Source organism: Streptomyces deserti (assembly GCF_054782695.1).
In genome coordinates this window covers 17,446-33,259 of sequence record NZ_BAAGRZ010000015.1, presented here as the reverse complement: position 1 = coordinate 33,259, position 15,814 = coordinate 17,446, and the positions used below count along the sequence as shown (strand labels likewise).

Sequence of the window (15,814 nt, the reverse complement as noted above, 5' to 3'; positions counted from 1 at the left end):
TTCGGTCCAGGGCATCATGATGGTCCATCAACTCCGTGGGGAGGAGAGCGATTCGTGGACACGGCGGAGCTGCTCGGCGCGCTGTGCCGGGAACTTCCCGCGCTGCGCACGGTCGCCGAGGAGACCGGTGATGGGCCCGGCCTGGAGGAGGTCCTGGCGGCGGCCCGGCGCGGCGAACCGGTCACCGACCGGCTGCGGGAGCTGGGGCTGCTGGGGCTGCTGGAGTCCTGGACGGCCCGCCAGGTGCCGGCCGGGCCGCAGCCCCCGCCGCCGCCCGGCGGTGGCGGTCTGGTCGCCCTGCCCGGCCTGGACGGCTCGGGACGCGTCGCCTACGGCCGCTACCGCTGCCCGGCCGGCACCTGCCGCCGCGCGGAGCTGCCGCGCCCCGGCGACGACCTGCCGATGTGCGCCCTGCACGGCCGCCCGCTGCGCTTCGGCTGACCGCGGGGCACGGATGCCGGAGAGGGGCGGGAGCCGATGAACGCCGTGCTGGCCGAGCTGGGCCGCAAGTACGTGGAGCGCTGGGTGGCGCTGCTGGTCCTGCCGGGACTGCTGTACGTGGCGGGCGCGGCGGCGGCGTACCGGCTGGGCCACAGGCACTGGGCGGACCTGGGCCGGCTCTCCGGCCTGCTGGAGCGCGGCGGTCCGTTGGACGGCCGGAACATCTCGTCGGTGTGGCTGCTCGCGATCGTGGTGCTGCCGGTGCTCTCGGCCGCCGCCGGGCTGGCCGCCCAGGGCGTCGCCGCGGCTCTCGGGCGGCTGTGGTTCGACCCCTGGCCCGCGGGGCTGGGCCGGCTCGCGCGGTGGCGGACGGCGGCCCGTGCCGCACGGTGGGCGGCGGCCGAGCGGGCGTACCGGGAGGAGCGGGAGCGGGCCGGTGACCGGCCGCCGGCCGCGGACGCCGCCCGGCTGGACGCCCTCGCGGCCCGGCGCAACGGCATCGCGCTGCGGCCGCCCGCGCACCCCACCTGGACGGGGGACCGGCTGGGCGCGGTCGACGCCCGGGTCTGGGGCTGGTACCGGCTCGACGTGGTGTTCGCCTGGCCCCGGCTGTGGCTGGTCCTGAACGAGTCTGAGCAGAACGCCCTGCGGGCGGCGCGCACCGAGCTCGACGCGGCCGTCGCCCTGGCGGGCTGGGGGGTGCTGGCCGTGCTGCCGGGACTGTGGTGGTGGCCGGCCCTGTTCGTCGCGGCGGGTGTCTTCCTGGCCGGTCTGCGCCGGACGCGCGGGGCCGTGGACACGCTGGCGCATCTCACCGAGGCCGCGTTCGACCTGCGGGGCACCGTACTCGCGCTGGAGCTGGGCTTCGACGTACCGGGGGGACGCCTCGACCCGGAGACCGGGGCACAGGTCACGGCGCATCTGCGCAAGAACGCGTGAGGGCACCCGCGGTGCGGGCGTGCGGGAGGGAATGCGTGCGGGCATGCGAAAAACCCACCCCCGTAAAGGGAGTGGGCTCGTACTACGTCCTTCTGTGGTGCCCCCAACGGGATTCGAACCCGTGCTACCGCCTTGAAAGGGCGGCGTCCTAGGCCGCTAGACGATGAGGGCTATCGGCCCGCCTGGGCGCTTCTCAGCGCGTCGGGGACGTGAGAAGCATATGGGATGGCGGGAGGTATCGCCAAAACGGTTTACGGAGAACCGGTCGGAGAGGTGGCCGGAGGCGTGGCCGCAGACGTGTTCGGCGCACCGGTCGGGGCGGTCGTCGAGGGCGTCGGCGGGGCGGTCGTCGCGCCCGGCTGGTTCTCCTTCGGGAGATGGCGGCTGACCTCGGCGGTCGTCAGACCGAGCCCGCCCAGTTCGATGGCGTCCCAGGCCTGCAGGCGCCGGTTGTCGCGGTCGAAGTACAGGATCGACGCCTCGATCGGATCCGGGTACTTGCCCTCGATCGCGCGCAGCCCGCTGCCGCCCGTGGAGCCCTCGATGCGCAGCCGGGTGCCGTACTTCATGACCTCCGTCTTCTCGCGGTGGACGTGGCCGGCCAGCACCAGCGGCACCTCCCCGTCGACCTGCCGGGCCGCCGAGGGCTCGTGGGCGATGGCCACGTCCACCGGGGTGCCGGCGGCCCGCTGGTCGCGCAGCGCCGAGGCCAGGCGGGCGCCCGCCAGCTCCTGCGACTGCTCGGCACCGGGCCTCTTCGACCGGTCGGGGGTGAACTGCGGGTCCCCGATACCGGCGAAGCGCAGGCCCGCGACCGTCCTCGCCCGGCCGTGGTCCAGGACGTGCACGTTCTTCAGGCCCTCCATGTAGCGCTGGGTGATCATCGAGTCGTGGTTGCCGCGCACCCACACGTACGGGGCGCCCAGGTCCTCGATGGGGTCGAGGAAGCCGTTCTCGGCGGCCGTGCCGTGGTCCATCGTGTCGCCGGAGTCGACGATCACGTCCACCTTGTACTGCTCCACGAGCGAGGCGATGATCTTCCAGCTCACCGGGTTGAGGTGGATGTCCGAGACGTGCAGGACCCGGATGGTGGTCGGGTCGGGCTGGTAGGCGGGGAGGGTGGACGTGGCGTCGTACAGCTTCGTCACGTTGGTCACCAGGCGCGCCAACTCCTTCTGGTAGACGTCGAATTCGGTGACGATGCTGCGGGCGTCGCCGACCAGGGAGGGCGCCGAGGACAGCAGTCCGGAGAACTTCGGTTCCAGCACCGAGTCGGGCCGCCAGGTGGCGTACGCCGTGCCGCCGGACGCGCCCAGGAGCGCGAGGGCCAGGCCGCCGGCGGCCAGGGCGCGGCGCGGGCGGCGGTAGACGGCGAGGCCGAGGGCGGTCGCGCCGGAGACCACGGCGACGCAGGAGCGGACGGCCAGGTCCAGGGTGCCGTGCCCGACGTCCCGGGTGACCTCGTCCTGGAGGCCGGACAGGCGCTCGGGGTGGTCGACGAGGGCCTGGGCGCGGACCGGGTCGAGCTGGTCGACGTTCACGTCCAGGCGGACGGGGGCGATGTGGCTGTCCAGCCGCAGGGCACCGAGGGGTGAGACGTTGATCTTCGTGCCGCCCGTGAAGGAGGGGCGCAGCGTCATCGTGGTGTCCATGGGCCCGACCGGGACCCGCACGTTGCCCACGATCAGCAGGCCCAGCCAGGCGCCGACGAGGACGACGGTGACGAGGCCGAGGGCGCGGACCCACGGGTGCGGCTGCGGCACCAGCTCGATCGTCGTCGGTGCCTGACGGGAGCGGTAGTGGCGGGCGAGGGCGCGCGGGACCCTACGGATGCGGTTCGGGACGTTCATGACGGTCATCACTGCGGCGGGGACGCGGGCACATTGGTCCCGTATGCCCAAGTCCGGGGCCGGGTATGCGGGCCGGCCACGACCCTCGTGACCTCGTACGGCTGTGCCGTAGGGGAGTGTCGTACCCGACAATGGGCCTGTGCTGGAGATGACGCGCGAGGAGTTCGAGGAACTGGTCGCCGAGGCGCTCGACCGGATCCCGCCGGAGCTGACGCGACTGATGGACAACGTCGCGGTGTTCGTCGAGGACGAACCGCCCGCGGACGATCCCGAGCTGCTCGGGCTGTACGAGGGGACCCCGCTGACCGACCGCGGCGAGTGGTACGCCGGTGTGCTGCCGGACCGGATCACCATCTACCGGGGGCCGACCCTGCGGATGTGCGAGACGCGGGAGGACGTCGTCGCCGAGACGGAGATCACGGTGGTGCACGAGATCGCGCACCACTTCGGCATCGACGACGCCCGGCTGCACGCGCTGGGCTACGGCTGAGGCCTTTCGAGGGGGATGAACGGGGCGCGTGTCCTCTTGTTGGCGGCGGGAGTTGGGCACGTTGACTCATCACTCGCCCCGGAGGTGGCCCCGTGCGCCCCTTGTACGTACCCGTCCGCCTGGCCGCCACGGTCGTCGCCGTCGCCGCTGCCGCCGGCTGCATGAGCGTGGGCGACGACGGCGCCGGCGGGAACGCCAGGCCGTCGCACTCCGCCGGGCAGCGGGGCGGGAAGGCGCCGGACGGCGGGTCGGCGGTGTCCGGCGGCGCTGCCGGATACGACACGGCGGCGGCCGACGGCGAGCACGGGCACGGCAAGGACAAGCGCAAGGGCGGGAAGGGCAAGGGCGGGAAGGGGCGGCCGGCGGCTCCCGGGGCGTCGCCGTCCGCCGTCGCCGGCGGGTCCGCGCCCGCCGACGACAAGCCGGACAGGCCCTTCGGGCCGCCCCCCGAGCGGCCCGCCCCGCCGAGCCCCACCCGGACGGCCGAGCCCGAGCCCACGCCCACGCCGCCCGAGCCGTCCGCCACGCCGGAGCCGACCGCGCCCGAGCCGTCGTCGTCGGCGCACGAGCCGCCCCAGCCGCAGATGGTCCAGCGCGAGCCGGCGCCCGAGGCGGGCTCTCCGGCGTAGGAACGGAGTACAGGTGAGGTGGGTCTCCTGCGCAGGAATACGTGGGCGGCCGGGGCCGTTCGTGTGGGAGACTGTTCCAACTGCTGTCCTGCGGCTCGGTTTGCCTTCGGGGACCCGAGGTGCGTATGGTGGCAGATCGTTTGATCCTATTTGCCCGGCGCCAACGCAGAGCGCGCCGTGTGGCGCGTACTCTCCTTTGCCGTGGTGGACCGCATCGAGGCGGTCGTAATTGCGAATCGCGAATCACGGAGTTGACGGGCGCGTGCCGACGAGACGACTCCGGAAGGTTTCGCATTCGCATGTCCATCATCAGTACTGATCACGTCGTCGTGCCCGAGAGCACCGAGGACACCCCCAGCACCCCCGAGGCCCCCGAGCTCACGTTCGCGGACCTCGGACTGCCCGAGGGCGTCGTGCGCAAGCTCGCGCAGAACGGCGTGACCACCCCCTTCCCGATCCAGGCCGCGACCATCCCGGACGCCCTGGCCGGCAAGGACATCCTCGGCCGTGGCCGCACCGGCTCCGGCAAGACCCTCTCCTTCGGTCTGCCGACCCTGGCCCAGCTCGCCGGCGGCCGGACCGAGAAGCACAAGCCGCGGGCCGTCATCCTCACGCCGACGCGTGAGCTCGCCATGCAGGTCGCCGACGCGCTCCAGCCGTACGGCGACGTCCTCGGCCTGAAGATGAAGGTCGTCTGCGGCGGCACCTCCATGGGCAACCAGATCTACGCCCTGGAGAAGGGCGTCGACGTGCTGGTCGCCACCCCGGGCCGGCTGCGCGACATCATCAACCGCGGCGCCTGCTCCCTGCAGAACGTGGAGATCGCCGTCCTCGACGAGGCCGACCAGATGTCCGACCTGGGCTTCCTGCCCGAGGTGACGGAGCTGCTCGACCAGGTGCCGGCGGGCGGCCAGCGGATGCTGTTCTCCGCGACCATGGAGAACGAGATCAAAACCCTCGTCGACCGCTACCTCAACGAGCCCGTCCACCACGAGGTCGACGCGGCGCAGGGCGCGGTGACGACCATGTCGCACCACATCCTGATCGTGAAGCCCAAGGACAAGGCGCCGGTGACGGCCGCGATCGCCTCCCGCAAGGGCCGGACGATCATCTTCGTGCGCACCCAGCTCGGTGCCGACCGCATCGCCGACCAGCTGCGCGAGGCCGGTGTCACGGCCGAGGCGCTGCACGGCGGCATGACCCAGGGCGCGCGGACGCGCACGCTGGCCGACTTCAAGGACGGGTACGTGAACGTGCTCGTCGCGACGGATGTCGCCGCGCGCGGTATTCACGTGGACGGGATCGACCTGGTCCTGAACGTCGACCCGGCCGGCGACCACAAGGACTACCTGCACCGGGCCGGCCGTACGGCGCGTGCGGGCCGCACGGGCACCGTCGTCTCCCTCTCCCTGCCGCACCAGCGGCGCCAGATCTTCCGGCTGATGGAGGACGCGGGCGTCGACGCCACGCGCCACATCATCCAGGGCGGCGCGGCCTTCGACCCGGAGGTCGCCGAGATCACCGGCGCCCGGTCGATGACCGAGGTCCAGGCCGAGTCCGTGGGCAACGCGGCGCAGCAGGCCGAGCGCGAGGTCGCCCAGCTCGCCAAGGAGCTGGAGCGGGCCCAGCGGCGCGCGGCCGAGCTGCGCGAGGAGGCCGACCGGCTGCTCGCCCGGGTCGCGCGCGAACAGGGCGTGGACGTCGAGGCGGTGGCCGGGGAGCCGGCCGAGGCCGTGGCCGGCGTCGAGGTCGCGGTGCCGGCGCAGTCGGCCGCGCCTGCCGTCGAGTCGGGCGGGCGCGAGGAGCGTACGGAGGCTTCGGCGTCGTACGACCGGCGGGACGAGCGGCGCGAACGGCGGGACGAGCGGGGCGGGTTCGGCCGGGAGCGGCCGGAGCGGTCCTTCGACCGTGACCGTGGCGGGCGGTCCTTCGAGCGCCGTGACGACCGGGGCGGGTTCAACCGGGACCGTGACCGTGACCGCGGGTTCGACCGCCGGGACGGTGACCGGGGCGGTGACCGTGGTGGCTTCCGCCGCGACGACCGGGGCGACCGTGGCGACCGTGGCGGGCGTTCCTTCGACCGCGACCGTGGCTTCGAGCGCCGTGACAACGACCGGGGCTTCCGCCGGGACGACCGTGGCAGTGACCGCGGCGGTGACCGTGGTGGCTTCCGCCGCGACGACCGGGGCGACCGGGGTGACCGCGGTGGGCGTTCCTTCGAGCGCCGTGACGACCGTGGCGGCCGTTCGTTCGAACGCCGGGACGACCGGGGCGGGTTCAACCGCGACCGTGACCGCGGCGGCTTCCGCCGGGACGAGCGTGGCGGGCACCGCGGCAGCGACCGCCCGTTCAACCGCGACCGCCAGGGCGACCGCCCCGGCTTCCGCACCGGCGGCCACGAGCGTCCCTACGGCCGCCGTGACGACCACCGCAGCACCGGCACCGGCACGGGCACCGGTTCCTTCGGCCGCCGCGAGGACAAGCCGCGCTGGAAGCGCAACGGCTGACACCGGTAACACCGGTAACACCGGTAACACCGGTAACACCGGTAAGAGCGGTAACACCGGTAAGAACTGAGCGCCGTGGCCCCACCGTTCCTTGGTGGGGCCACGGCGCTTGTCATATGCGGCCCGCCCCACTGACGAAGCAGCTTGTAGGGTCAGGCGGCTTTGAGGGGGATGTGTCGGCGGGGGCTGCGGTGTCTGAAGCGGCGGCGTCTCCCTCGTTCTTCCGGGGAGGATCGCCTTGATTTGTCATGCCGGTCCGGGGAGATCGACCAGACCCCCGGCACCCTGGCCACCGTGCTGCTGTCCAAGCCGTCGGCGAGCTGGCGGCTGACCGTGCGCAGCAAGGCGACCGGCAAGGTCGTCGACACCCGGGAGGGCGGGGCGGCGCGGGGCGAGCTCGGCATCAGGTGGAGCGGCCGGACGCCGGCGGGGACGGCGCTGCCGAGCGGCCCGTACGACTGGACGCTGCCCGTCACCCCCGCGGACGGCGTCGGCGGGCCCCTGGAGGTGCGCGGCTCGGTACGGCTGCTGCACGGCAGCCCGGTGCGCCACGACCACGTGGGCCCGCGGGGCCTGCCCGACGGCACCGGCGACCTGCTGACCTCACGGGCTGGCAGCGCTACAAGGGCCTGTTCCAGCAAGGGCCCTCCCCGGCCGCCCTGTGACCCATGTCATGTCCCGGCGCGAGAAACGCCGGGGCATGAGGGCGCATCCGCGGTCGCGTCCCGATACCCGATCGGAGACACGGCTACATCCGGCTATGCTCGGGTAGGCAACATCACCTGGGCCCTTAGCTCAATTGGCAGAGCAGTGGACTTTTAATCCATTGGTTGTGGGTTCGAGTCCCACAGGGCCTACCGGAAAGCCCCAGGTCGGCGGGTGTCTGACCTGGGGCTTACGTGTGTCCTGGGGCTTACGCCTGTCTTGAGCAGGTGCCCCCGTGACGGGCCGTCCCCTTCGCCGATACGATCAACGAACTGCAGTTCGCGGAGGGGGGCCGTGCCGTATGACCGCGCTGAGCGATGGGTCGGACGCCCGGGGCGGTGGTGACCGGGTGCCCCTCGACGGTGACCGCGTCAAGCACCTGGAGTTCATCCAGGCGGTCATCACCCGTATGGGCACCAACTCGTTTCTCATCAAGGGCTGGGTGCTGACCCTGGCGGCGGGGCTTCTCGCCGTGTCGGCCAGTCGGTTGAGCTGGCAGATCGCCACCGCCGGTGTGGTGCCGCTGCTCTGCTTCTGGGCCCTCGACGGGTATTTCCTGCAGCAGGAGCGGCTGTTCCGCAAGCTCTACGACGACGTGCGCCGGCCCGACAGCACGGTCGAGGTGATGTCCATGAACGTCGGGCCGTACCTGGCGGGCACGTCCTGGCGGCAGTCGCTGCTGTCGAAGACGGTGGTGCTGTTCCACGGCGCGCTCCTCGTGGCCGACCTCTCGATCATCGTCATCGCGCTCTGAGCAGGTCCTGCTTGTGAGCAGGTCTTCCGGCCAGGTCGTCTGAGCAGGTCGTCTGGACCAGGTCCTCTGACCGCGGTGCTCCGAACTACGGTCCTCTGACTACGGCCGCTACTTGCGCCCCGGCCACGATCCTCCGACCGCGGCTTCCTGATCACGGCGCCGGCCGACCGACCTCCGCCGAGATCCGGCGGGCCATCTCGTCCAGCGCCGCCTCGTCCTCGAACGCCGCTTCGCGCGGCGGCCAGATACGGCCCATCGGATCCCCCGGCCAGCGCGGCACCAGGTGGACATGGGTGTGGAGAACGGTCTGCGAGGCCGCCGCCCCCGCCGAGTTGATGATGTTGATGCCGTCGGGTTCGAGGACCGCACGCAGCGCCCTGCCGACCGTCAGCACGGCCCGCGTCAATCGCTGCACGGCGGCATCGTCCATCGCCCACAGGTCCGAGGAGTGCGCGCGGGGCACGACCAGGGTGTGCCCCCGCGTCGCCGGGGCCAGGGGGAAGAACGCCACCGTGTGTTCGTCCTCGAAGACCACGCGTGCCCAGCCCGGGCCGGCGACGATCTCACAGAAGGCGCAGTCGGCGGAGTCGGCGTTGTCGTCCATCGGGTCCTCCTCGAACACTCGGCCTGCGTACCCCGGATCGTGCCTGTTCCACGCCGCTCCGGCACGCACATCCGCCTCGCCCACCCCGGGGTTCAGCCCGCCGTCCGCTCCGTCAGGTCCGTCAGCTCCTTCAAGTCCGTCAGGTCCGTCCGCTCCGCCAGTTCCGCCAACGGCAGCGTGTGCTGAGTCTGGAGCACTTTCGCGCGCAGGTAGCGGACGTTGTGCGCGGTGGTGAAGACGCCCGTGGGGACGCGGTCGCGGACGGCGAGGCCCAGGGTGCGCAACTGGTCGGCCTTGTCGGGGTTGTTGGACAGCAGATCCAGGTCACGGATCCCCAGGGCGCGCAGCATCTGTGCCGCCGCCGTGTAGTCGCGGGCGTCCTCCGGCAGGCCGAGCGCCGCGTTCGCCTCGTACGTGTCCAGGCCCTGGTCCTGGAGGGCGTACGCGTCGAGCTTGTTGTAGAGGCCGATGCCACGGCCCTCCTGGCGGAGGTAGAGCAGGACCCCGCCGCGGTCGGCGATGCGCTTGACGGCCTCGCGCAGCTGCGGGCCGCAGTCGCAGCGGGCCGAGCCGAACAGGTCCCCGGTCAGGCACTCGGAGTGCAACCGTACGAGGGGGACCGGACCCGGGTCGCCCAGGACGACGGCCACGTGTTCCCGGCCGTCGGCCAGCCCGTGGAAGGTGACCAGGTCGGCGTCGACGCGGTAGCCGTCGTGGAAGCGCAGCGGGACCCGGACACGGGCACGCGGGGTGGCGGCGGGGAAGTCGGGCATGCGGGCCTCCGGGTTCCGTTCGTTCCTGTGCGGCGGCACGGCCGGTCCGCTCGCCCCGGCCGCACAGCCATCTGCTTCAGTTTTGAAGCAGTCCCACGGTCCCGGACTCTATCCTGTGCTTTAAAGTTAAAGCAACCCTGTGGGGGGCATGGCTGACGTGACGGGGTCACGAGCAGGACGGTGACGACCGGCGGCGCCAAGGCACCTCGTCGGGCGCCGCCCCGTCCTCCTGCAGCGCCCGCGCCACCCCGGTGCAGATCTCCTCCAGCTGCCCGACCTGCTCCTCGGTGAGGTGGTCGAACAGGGAGGTCCGTACGGTCTCGACATGCCCGGGCGCCGCGCGCTCCAGCACCGCCAGGCCCTCGTCGGTCAGGGCGGCGATGCTGCCGCGCTTGTCCCAGCCGCAGGCCTCGCGCCGCACCATGCCGTCCTTCTCCAGGCGCGTCACCGCGTACGTCAGCCGGCTACGCGTGATCTTCAGCTGCTCGGCCAGGCCGGTCATGCGCAGCCGCCGCTCCGGGGCCTCCGAGAGGACGGCCAGGATGGAGTAGTACAGGTGCGGCATGCCGGCGTCCTGCTGGAGCTGCCGGTCGATCGCATCCTCCAGGAGCAGTGTGGCGGCGAGGTACGCGCGCCAGGCGCGCTGCTCCTCGGGGGTGAGCCAGCGGGTCGTCATGCCGCCAGTGTAAGTTTGTTTCAAACTTGAACCAAGTCTGCCCGCTCACGACCCACCGGGAAGCGCCGATGCCCCACCCGTACGTCCTGCTGTCCGCCGCCGTCTCCCTCGACGGCTACCTGGACGACACCGGCCCCGAGCGCCTGCTGCTGTCCAGCCCGGCCGACTTCGACCGGGTCGACGAGGTGCGGGCGTCCGTCGACGCGATCCTGGTGGGCGCCGGCACCATCCGCGCGGACAACCCCCGGCTGCTGGTCAACTCGCCCGAGCGGCGCGCCGCCCGCCGCGCCGAGGGCAGGCCCGAGTACCCCCTCAAGGTCACCGTCAGCGGCTCCGGCGACCTGGACCCGACGGCCAACTTCTGGCACACGGGCGGCGAGAAGGTCCTCTACACGACGGACAAGGGCGCCGAACGGGCCCGCGCCCTCGGCATCGCGGCCGACGTCGTCCCGCTCGGCACCGAGCTGGACTGGCGTCGGCTCCTTGCGCACCTGCACGACGTACGGGGCGTACGGCGGCTCATGGTCGAGGGCGGCGGGCAGATCCACACCCAGCTGCTCACCCAGGGCCTCGCCGACGAACTGCAGCTCGTCCTCGCCCCGCTCTTCGTGGGCGACCCGGACGCACCCCGCCTCTTCGGCCCCGGCGGCTACCAGGCGGGCCGGCTGCGCCTGCTGGAGACCCGCCCGATCGGCGACGTCGTCCTCATGCGCTACGTGCCGACGGCTCCGGGCACCGGACGGCTGCCCTCCGCCGCCGACCACCACTGGCTGGCCCTCGCCTGCGACCTGGCGGCGCAGTGCCCGCCGTCGCGGACCGCGTTCAGTGTGGGAGCGGTGGTCGTGGCGGCCGACGGTACGGAGCTGGCCCGGGGGTACTCCCGGGAGGGCGGCGATCCGGTCGTGCACGCGGAGGAGGCGGCGCTCGCCAAGACCGACCCGACCGACCCGCGCCTGGCCACCGCGACGGTCTACAGCAGCCTGGAGCCCTGCGCCCGCCGGGCCTCCCGGCCCGCGCCCTGCGCCCGGCTGATCCTGGACGCCGGAGTGCGCCGGGTCGTCACGGCCTGGCGTGAGCCGGACACGTTCGTGGCGGGGGCCGACGGGAGCGGTCTGCTGGCCGCCGCAGGTGCCGAGGTCGTCGTCCTCCCGGAGCACGAGGAGCGGGCCAAGGCCCCGAACCGCCACCTGCTGACCGGCCCCCCGGCCGTCTGAAAACGCCTGGCTCCGGACCGGAAAACCGCCGGTGAAGGGCGGTGGACGGGTATGTGTGTGCTCACCGTCCCGCGGATGGCGTACACTGGTGACACACCGACGCGGGGTGGAGCAGCTCGGTAGCTCGCTGGGCTCATAACCCAGAGGTCGCAGGTTCAAATCCTGTCCCCGCTACTCAAGGCTCAGGGCCGGAACTCATGGAGTTCCGGCCCTGAGTGTTTCCCGCCCGTCCCCATCCGTCATCGTCCCTGAGGGATCAGTCATCGTCCCTGTGGGTCTCTGAGGGCGGGCAATGATCATTGTCACGTGACGTGAGCGAACCGCCTCGGTCCGCATAACAACTGATACGCCGTCAGGTAACACTGGCCACATGAGACGGGGTCAACTCGCCCGTTTTTCACCGTTCCTGGCAGGTAAGTCCGCGCGAAAATCGTTAATGATCAAGAGGAACAGCTTGGAATCCACACCCCGCGTCTATTAACGTTCGATAACGCAGCGCGGTCGTCCCAGCCGTCACAGGAGACGGCTCCGTGCGCACGCGCCGAATCCCGCGAGGGAACCGGGGAACCACCACCTTGGGGTGAATCGAGCGGATGCCGCCGTGGAAGCACGGCCGGTATACGCGCGTAGGAGACCTTCCCGCTCCGAACCCGTCAGCTAACCCGGTAGGCGGAGACGGAAGGAAAGGAGTACGCCTACGTGGCGTCCAACCGGCCTGCCCCCGAGGCCCCGTTCGTGCCGAGCCAGCGCAGTACCGACACCTTCGGCTACGACGGTTACCGCACCGACGAGGGCCCGTTCCAGGAGTGGAACCCCACCGAGGAGTCCATCCGACCCGTACGCGGCCGGCATCGCGTCACCAAGCAGCGCGGCGGACTCGCCCGCAGCTCCACCGTGCTCGGCGTCGGTGTCATAGCCGCCGTCGGCGCGGGCGGCATGGCCAGCGCCCAGACCGGCAAGCCGCCGGTGTCGATCTCCATGCCCGACCTCCCCAATGTGGGTGCCCTCATCTCCGACGAGGAAACCCCGGAGGGCTCCGCCACCCCGCTCAGCGACATCGGCGTGACCTCCGCCGACACCGAGCAGGGCGCCGCCGGCGCCGGTGAGGCGCTGCGCGCCCGGATCATGGCCCAGGCCGAGCGGCAGCAGCAGCAGGTCGAGAGCAAGGCCGCCGCCGAGGCCGCGGCCGCCGCCGAGAAGGCCGCCAAGGAAGCGGCCGAGAAGGCACAGAAGGAGGCCGAGGCCAAAGCCGCCGCCGCGAAGGCGAAGGCGGAGGAGGAGGCCCGCAAGAAGGCCGAGGCCGAGCGCCTCGCCCAACTGGCCAGGCAGTACGCGCTGCCGACCTCCTCGTACACCATCACCTCCACCTTCGGCCAGGCCGGCGCCTACTGGTCCTCCGGCTACCACACCGGCCTCGACTTCGCGGCGCCCACGGGCACGCTCATCAAGGCCGTCCACAGCGGCACCATCACCCAGGCCGGCTGGGACGGGTCCTACGGCTACAAGACGGTGCTCACCCTCGACGACGGCACGGAGATCTGGTACGCGCACCAGTCCTCCATCAGCGTCAGCGTCGGCCAGAAGGTCAACACCGGCGACGTCATCGGCCGCGTCGGCGCCACCGGCAACGTCACCGGCGCCCACCTCCACCTGGAGGTCCACCCGGACGGCTCCGCCAACGGGGTCGACCCGAGGGCCTGGCTGCAGAGCAAGGGCCTCAACCCCTGAGATCCGCCTGAGCGTTGAGATCCTCCGAGGCGTGAGGTCTTCCGAGACCTGAGATCTCCTGAGATTTACGATCCCTTGGCCGGGCGTGCGGAATGGGCGCGTCCGGCACGGTCGTTGACGAGGAGCATGACGTCTCTTCGCAAGCTCGGCACCTCCGACCTCGAGGTCTTCCCGCTCGCCCTCGGCGGCAACGTATTCGGCTGGACCGCCGACGAGGCGGCCTCCTTCGCCGTCCTCGACGCCTACACGGCCGCCGGCGGCAACTTCGTCGACACCGCCGACGTGTACTCGGCGTGGGCCGAGGGCAACGAGGGAGGCGAGTCCGAGACCCTCATCGGCAAATGGCTCGCCGCGCGCGGCAACCGCCCGGACGTCGTCATCGCCACGAAGGTCAGCCAGCACCCCGAGTACCGGGGCCTGTCCGCCGCCACCATCAAGGCGGCGGCCGACGCCTCCCTGCGCCGCCTCGGCACCGACTACATCGACCTCTACTACACCCACTTCGACCAGCCCGAGGTGCCGGTGGAGGAGATCATCGGCGCGCTGGACGAGCTGGTGAAGGCGGGGAAGGTGCGCCACATCGCCGCCTCCAACATCTCCGCCGAGCGGCTGAAGGCGTCCCTGGCCTTCTCGGACCGCGAGGGCCTCGCCCGGTACGTGGCGCTCCAGCCCCACTACAACCTGGTCTCGCGCGACACGTACGAGGGTGAACTGCGGGACCTCGCCGAGCGGACCGGCCTGGCGGCCGTGCCGTACTACGCGCTCGCCTCCGGGTTCCTCACCGGCAAGTACCGGCCCGGTACGACGGTGGACAGCGCCCGGGCGGGCGGTGCGTCCAAGTACCTGGAGACCGAACGGGGGCGGCGGGTGCTGACGGTCCTGGACGAGGTCGCCGCGGCCCACGACGCCCCCGTCGCGACGGTCGCCCTGGCGTGGCTGGCGGCCCAGCCGACGGTGGCCGCGCCGATCGCCTCCGCCCGGACGGTGGAGCAGCTGCCGGCCCTGCTGGGGGTGGGGGAGCTGCGGCTGACGGAGGAGGAGCTCGGGAGGCTGACCGAGGCCTCGGCCTGATCGACCGGTAGATCGATCGGTAGGCGGCGCCCCTACGACCGGTAGGGGTTGTACGCGGGATACGGTGCCGCCGGATGTCCGTACACGGACCCGTACCCGTACACCCCGTACACCGGCCAGGGCGGGGCGGCCACCGGTACGGGCGGGGCCGTGCGGCGGGCCGCGTGGTCCAGCGCGGGGCGCGCCACCTCGCGGCGCCGCCACAGCGCGTCCAGCAGCTCCCGTTCCCGTACGACGAAGTCCGCGCCGGTCCGGCCGCGGCGCGCGCGGTGCCGCAGGAACGCCAGCGAGGTCGCGTACGCCTCGTACTGCGCCACCGCCCGGGCCGCCTGCTTCCCCGCGTGGCGGCGGGCGTACTGCCGGGCGATCCGCCGCGCCCGCATCGAGCTGAGCGCGAACGGTTCGGCCGGTGTCAGCCACCCGGCCACCGCGTACGCGGGCAGCTCGGCGCGTACGGTCCTCAGCTCGCGCTGCCGGGTCCAGATCACCAGCCAGGTCAGCAGCCCGAACATGGGCACCATGAAGCCCGCGTACACGGCGAAGAAGCCGTACTCGCCGAGGGCCGAGGAGCCGTTCCACAGGGCGTGCATGCCCATCGCGAGCAGCAGGCCGGAGAGCGGGACGAGGAGGCGCCGGCCGCGCTGCCGCTCCGTCGCGAGGGCGGCGAAGCCGAAGCCGATGCCGGTGAGGACGGTGAAGAGGGGGTGCGCGAACGGCGACATGATGATGCGCACGAAGAAGGTCGCCGCCGTGACGGAGGCGATGCCGCGGCCGCCGGTGAGCTGGTCGGTGCCGAAGGCGGTGCCCAGGTAGAGGATGTTCTCGGTGAACGCGAAGCCGGTGGCGGTGACCCCGGCTATCACCACCCCGTCGAGGATCCCGGTGAAGTCGCGGCGGCGGAAGAGGAAGACCAGTAAGACGGCGGCGGCCTTCGCGGACTCCTCGACGATGGGCGCGATGACGGTCGCGCCGAGGGTGTCGGCGCTGGACGGATCCGCTGTCGCGGTCGCTATCCACCGGGTCGCGAAGCTGTTCGCGACGATGGCTATCAGCGCCGCCGCGCAGGCGCCCCAGGCGAAGGAGAACAGCAGGTTCCGCCAGGGGCCCGGCTCGACGCGGTCCAGCCACCGGAAGGCGGCTATGAGCAGGGGGACGGGCAGGACGGCGAGGCCCAGACCGACCAGGAAGCCCTCGGTGCCGGTCTCCTCGCGGACCAGGGCGAGGATGACCAGCCCGGACAGCGCGAGGAGCGTGCTCAGGGCTCCGTAGCGCACCCATGCCCACTGCCACCAGTGCGCGTGCCGTGCGCCGTGGGCGGGTGTGCCGCCGGCGGGGCCGCTGGGGTACGTCGGGTACGGGGGACAGGTGGCCACGGCATTGACCCTAACGAGACTGTGCGGGTGCAGGGTGCACTACGGATGCTGCACGGGGGT

At 72.2% G+C, this 15,814-nt stretch carries 15 protein-coding genes, 3 tRNA genes and 1 riboswitch; of the genes, 12 read left to right on the top strand and 6 right to left on the bottom strand.

Features of this window, described 5'->3' with window-relative positions; all coding sequences use genetic code 11:
• Nucleotides 1-54 precede the first annotated feature (54 nt).
• Nucleotides 55-441, top strand: coding sequence for a hypothetical protein (locus ACYVMZ_RS23440; RefSeq protein WP_461082755.1), 387 nt, complete (start codon nucleotides 55-57; stop codon nucleotides 439-441).
• 36 nt (nucleotides 442-477) lie between these two features.
• Nucleotides 478-1,380: a hypothetical protein gene (locus ACYVMZ_RS23435; RefSeq protein ID WP_461082753.1), complete on the top strand. Its 903-nt coding sequence runs from the start codon at nucleotides 478-480 to the stop codon at nucleotides 1,378-1,380.
• Between the two features lie 95 nt (nucleotides 1,381-1,475).
• Here the strand turns inward: ACYVMZ_RS23435 and ACYVMZ_RS23430 are convergent.
• Together ACYVMZ_RS23430 and ACYVMZ_RS23425 are read right to left on the bottom strand one after the other, a co-directional pair.
• Nucleotides 1,476-1,551 (bottom strand) — tRNA-Glu (locus ACYVMZ_RS23430).
• Nucleotides 1,552-1,631: 80 nt separating this feature from the next.
• On the bottom strand, nucleotides 1,632-3,239 hold the full coding sequence (locus ACYVMZ_RS23425) for a metallophosphoesterase family protein (RefSeq protein WP_461082751.1): 1,608 nt from the start codon (nucleotides 3,237-3,239) through the stop codon (nucleotides 1,632-1,634).
• 130 nt (nucleotides 3,240-3,369) lie between these two features.
• Between ACYVMZ_RS23425 and ACYVMZ_RS23420 the strand changes: the two genes are divergently transcribed.
• The 6 genes from ACYVMZ_RS23420 to ACYVMZ_RS23395 all read left to right on the top strand — a co-directional run bounded on the left by ACYVMZ_RS23420 (nucleotide 3,370) and on the right by ACYVMZ_RS23395 (nucleotide 8,315).
• Nucleotides 3,370-3,720, top strand: coding sequence for a metallopeptidase family protein (locus ACYVMZ_RS23420; RefSeq protein WP_461082749.1), 351 nt, complete (start codon nucleotides 3,370-3,372; stop codon nucleotides 3,718-3,720).
• 92 nt (nucleotides 3,721-3,812) lie between these two features.
• On the top strand, nucleotides 3,813-4,349 hold the full coding sequence (locus tag ACYVMZ_RS23415; protein WP_461082747.1) for a hypothetical protein: 537 nt from the start codon (nucleotides 3,813-3,815) through the stop codon (nucleotides 4,347-4,349).
• 299 nt (nucleotides 4,350-4,648) lie between these two features.
• Nucleotides 4,649-6,856 carry a DEAD/DEAH box helicase gene (locus tag ACYVMZ_RS23410; protein WP_461082745.1) on the top strand — a complete coding sequence of 736 codons (2,208 nt, stop codon included), beginning with the start codon at nucleotides 4,649-4,651 and terminating at the stop codon, nucleotides 6,854-6,856.
• A 171-nt stretch (nucleotides 6,857-7,027) separates the two neighbouring features.
• Complete coding sequence (locus tag ACYVMZ_RS23405) at nucleotides 7,028-7,678, top strand: FlgD immunoglobulin-like domain containing protein (RefSeq protein ID WP_461082990.1); 651 nt, start codon at nucleotides 7,028-7,030, stop codon at nucleotides 7,676-7,678.
• Nucleotides 7,641-7,713: transfer RNA gene (locus ACYVMZ_RS23400), tRNA-Lys, on the top strand. The genes ACYVMZ_RS23405 and ACYVMZ_RS23400 overlap by 38 nt, the downstream gene beginning before the upstream one ends.
• Before the next feature lie 149 nt (nucleotides 7,714-7,862).
• Nucleotides 7,863-8,315, top strand: a complete 453-nt coding sequence (locus ACYVMZ_RS23395; protein WP_461082743.1) for a hypothetical protein — start codon at nucleotides 7,863-7,865, stop codon at nucleotides 8,313-8,315.
• Nucleotides 8,316-8,466: 151 nt separating this feature from the next.
• Here ACYVMZ_RS23395 and ACYVMZ_RS23390 read toward each other — a convergent pair whose 3' ends face one another.
• The 3 genes from ACYVMZ_RS23390 to ACYVMZ_RS23380 form a co-directional block, all read right to left on the bottom strand.
• Nucleotides 8,467-8,919: an HIT family protein gene (locus tag ACYVMZ_RS23390; RefSeq protein WP_461082741.1), complete on the bottom strand. Its 453-nt coding sequence runs from the start codon at nucleotides 8,917-8,919 to the stop codon at nucleotides 8,467-8,469.
• A gap of 92 nt (nucleotides 8,920-9,011) precedes the next feature.
• Entirely contained in the window at nucleotides 9,012-9,692 is a 681-nt protein-coding gene (locus tag ACYVMZ_RS23385; protein ID WP_461082739.1) for a GTP cyclohydrolase II, read from the bottom strand.
• Between the two features lie 166 nt (nucleotides 9,693-9,858).
• Entirely contained in the window at nucleotides 9,859-10,368 is a 510-nt protein-coding gene (locus ACYVMZ_RS23380; protein WP_461082737.1) for a MarR family winged helix-turn-helix transcriptional regulator, read from the bottom strand.
• A gap of 68 nt (nucleotides 10,369-10,436) precedes the next feature.
• Between ACYVMZ_RS23380 and ACYVMZ_RS23375 the strand changes: the two genes are divergently transcribed.
• From ACYVMZ_RS23375 to ACYVMZ_RS23360, 4 genes are all read left to right on the top strand, one after another.
• Nucleotides 10,437-11,582, top strand: coding sequence for a dihydrofolate reductase family protein (locus tag ACYVMZ_RS23375; RefSeq protein WP_461082735.1), 1,146 nt, complete (start codon nucleotides 10,437-10,439; stop codon nucleotides 11,580-11,582).
• Nucleotides 11,583-11,682: 100 nt separating this feature from the next.
• Nucleotides 11,683-11,756: transfer RNA gene (locus ACYVMZ_RS23370), tRNA-Met, on the top strand.
• Nucleotides 11,757-12,111: 355 nt separating this feature from the next.
• Nucleotides 12,112-12,269, top strand: a riboswitch (cyclic di-AMP (ydaO/yuaA leader).
• Between the two features lie 12 nt (nucleotides 12,270-12,281).
• Nucleotides 12,282-13,310, top strand: coding sequence for a M23 family metallopeptidase (locus ACYVMZ_RS23365; RefSeq protein WP_461082733.1), 1,029 nt, complete (start codon nucleotides 12,282-12,284; stop codon nucleotides 13,308-13,310).
• Between the two features lie 126 nt (nucleotides 13,311-13,436).
• Nucleotides 13,437-14,381, top strand: coding sequence for an aldo/keto reductase (locus tag ACYVMZ_RS23360; protein ID WP_461082731.1), 945 nt, complete (start codon nucleotides 13,437-13,439; stop codon nucleotides 14,379-14,381).
• 32 nt (nucleotides 14,382-14,413) lie between these two features.
• On the opposite strand, the gene ACYVMZ_RS23355 is transcribed toward ACYVMZ_RS23360, so the two are convergent.
• Nucleotides 14,414-15,754 carry a PrsW family intramembrane metalloprotease gene (locus ACYVMZ_RS23355; protein ID WP_461082729.1) on the bottom strand — a complete coding sequence of 447 codons (1,341 nt, stop codon included), beginning with the start codon at nucleotides 15,752-15,754 and terminating at the stop codon, nucleotides 14,414-14,416.
• Between the last annotated feature and the right edge of the window lie 60 nt (nucleotides 15,755-15,814).

Coding starts and splice junctions, on each gene's coding strand:
- ACYVMZ_RS23395 (WP_461082743.1), top strand. CDS start 7,863: ATGACCGCGCTGAGCGATGGGTCGGACGCCCGGGGCGGTGGTGACCGG.
- ACYVMZ_RS23405 (WP_461082990.1), top strand. CDS start 7,028: ATGTGTCGGCGGGGGCTGCGGTGTCTGAAGCGGCGGCGTCTCCCTCGT.
- ACYVMZ_RS23425 (WP_461082751.1), bottom strand. CDS start 3,239: ATGACCGTCATGAACGTCCCGAACCGCATCCGTAGGGTCCCGCGCGCC.
- ACYVMZ_RS23360 (WP_461082731.1), top strand. CDS start 13,437: ATGACGTCTCTTCGCAAGCTCGGCACCTCCGACCTCGAGGTCTTCCCG.
- ACYVMZ_RS23410 (WP_461082745.1), top strand. CDS start 4,649: ATGTCCATCATCAGTACTGATCACGTCGTCGTGCCCGAGAGCACCGAG.
- ACYVMZ_RS23380 (WP_461082737.1), bottom strand. CDS start 10,368: ATGACGACCCGCTGGCTCACCCCCGAGGAGCAGCGCGCCTGGCGCGCG.
- ACYVMZ_RS23390 (WP_461082741.1), bottom strand. CDS start 8,919: ATGGACGACAACGCCGACTCCGCCGACTGCGCCTTCTGTGAGATCGTC.
- ACYVMZ_RS23435 (WP_461082753.1), top strand. CDS start 478: ATGAACGCCGTGCTGGCCGAGCTGGGCCGCAAGTACGTGGAGCGCTGG.
- ACYVMZ_RS23375 (WP_461082735.1), top strand. CDS start 10,437: ATGCCCCACCCGTACGTCCTGCTGTCCGCCGCCGTCTCCCTCGACGGC.
- ACYVMZ_RS23385 (WP_461082739.1), bottom strand. CDS start 9,692: ATGCCCGACTTCCCCGCCGCCACCCCGCGTGCCCGTGTCCGGGTCCCG.